This window comes from Microbacterium sp. B19, from assembly GCF_000333395.1.
Classification (GTDB): Bacteria; Actinomycetota; Actinomycetes; order Actinomycetales; family Microbacteriaceae; genus Microbacterium.
This window is the reverse complement of record NZ_BADA01000144.1, coordinates 1-1,801: the sequence shown is the minus strand read 5'-3', so window position 1 is coordinate 1,801 and position 1,801 is coordinate 1. Positions and strand designations below refer to the sequence as shown.

2 protein-coding genes are annotated in these 1,801 nt (G+C 74.2%); one reads left to right on the top strand and one right to left on the bottom strand.

Features of this window, described 5'->3' with window-relative positions; all coding sequences use genetic code 11:
• The coding region (locus tag I5G_RS20810; RefSeq protein ID WP_022878146.1) for an FHA domain-containing protein at window positions 1-646 on the top strand (646 nt) is incomplete at its 5' end.
• Between the two features lie 124 nt (window positions 647-770).
• Here the strand turns inward: I5G_RS20810 and I5G_RS20805 are convergent.
• Window positions 771-1,801: MFS transporter (locus tag I5G_RS20805; protein ID WP_051038646.1), on the bottom strand; the 1,031-nt coding region annotated here is incomplete at its 5' end.

Sequence of the window (1,801 nt, the reverse complement as noted above, 5' to 3'; positions counted from 1 at the left end):
CCTCGGTGACGTCAAGAGCATTCTCCTGCAGCGGGTCGTGACCGGCTCGCCGCACATCCGGCTGGGGTCGGTCGCGGCGCTGGCGCCGCTGCTCACCCGTCGCAACGGCGGTCAGGCCCTCACGTTCCCGGTGCCGCCCGGGACGCCGCTGCCGCTCGTGCCGACCGTCAACCGGTTCGTGCCCCGCCGGATCACGACGACGCACTACACGCCGGGCTCCGGCCGCCCGCGGCTGATCTTCGCGATCGGGTCGTCGTCGTGGGACGGATCGCGCCCGCGCGAGTTCGACCTGCTGCCGACGAAGACCGTGATCGGATCCGGCGACGACGCCGACCTGCGTCTTCCCGGCCTCGCTCCGATCCACGCCGAGATCCGGCACGAGGGCGACGACGAGTACGTCCTGTACGGCTTCGACGTCGTCGGCGGGGGCGGTGCCGCGGTCGAGGGGCGGCGGGGCGACGGCCGCATCCTGCGCACCGGCGCGCGGATCGAGCTCGGTGACTGGCGTCTGGCGTACTTCCGCGCGGAGTGGGCCGACCACGGCCGTCCCTACGGCGGGCGCGTCGGCGGCGAGGGAGCGCTGCAGCGCAAGCAGCCCCCGCGCGGCGGCACGGGCCCGCTCGCGAAGGCCCCCGACCCGGACTGACCCGCGGCGGTCGGGGTCGCGGGGGCCCCTGCCGCCGCGGCCGGGGCGCCCCCGATCGCCGCGCGCCCCCGATCGCCGAGACTGCATCCGCCTGACATCTCCATTGCAGGCTGCAACCGAGTTGTCAGCCGGATGCAGTCTCGGCGTCTCCGTCGACGGCGCGGGCGCTGTTCGGTGCCGACGCGACCACCCGCCACACGCTCCGCGTCGACGCGGCCACGAGCGTCGCCGCCACGATCAGGGCCGCGCACGTCCACAGCACCGGCGTCGTGCCGACGAGATGCGCGGCGGGGCCGACGACCGCTTCGCCCAGCGGCACCGCGACGAACGACCCGACCATGTCGTAGGAGTACACGCGCGAGAGCGCCTCGCGAGGCACGTGCGACTGGAGCGACTGGTCCCACGCGATCGCGAAGATCTCGGTGGCGAAACCGCCGAGCGCGAACCCGGCGATGAGCACGCCGACAGTCGGCGCCGCCGCGAGGGTCGCCACCGGGACCGCGGCGAACGCCATCGCGGCGACGCCGATCCCCAACGCGCGCCGAGGCCGCCAGCGCAGCGCCACGACCGCACCGAGCGCGAAGCCCGCCGTCTGCGCGCCGATGACGAAGCCCCATGCGGTGCGCCCGACGGTCTCATCAGCCACGACCGGACCGAGCACGGCGACCGCGCCGGTGAACGCCGCGTTCAGCACGGCGAACTGCAGCACCACGATCCACACCCACGATCGACTCGTGAACTCGCGCCACCCCTCGCGCAGGTCCGACAGCATCGACGTCCGCTCGGCGTCGTTCCGTGCCCGTTCCGGCAGACGCAGACGCGAGAAGAAGACGGCCGCGGCGGCGAAGGCGATGGCATCCACCGCCAGACCCCAACCGGGTCCGAACGTGGCGATCAGGATGCCACCCGCCGACGCCCCGACGATCGTGCCGCCGTTCAGCCCGAGGCGGAGCAGCGCGTTGGCGGACCTCAACTGCTCCGGCGGCACGGTGTCGGGCACGAGAGCCGCGGATGCCGGGAGGCTCACCGCCGCTACGGCGCCGTTGAGGATGCTGAGCACCACGAGCGCCGGAATGGTCGCCGACCCCGTGACGACCAGCGCGGCGACGGCGCACACTGCGTCCCCGCGGCGGCGAGAGAGGACCGACGAGCAGC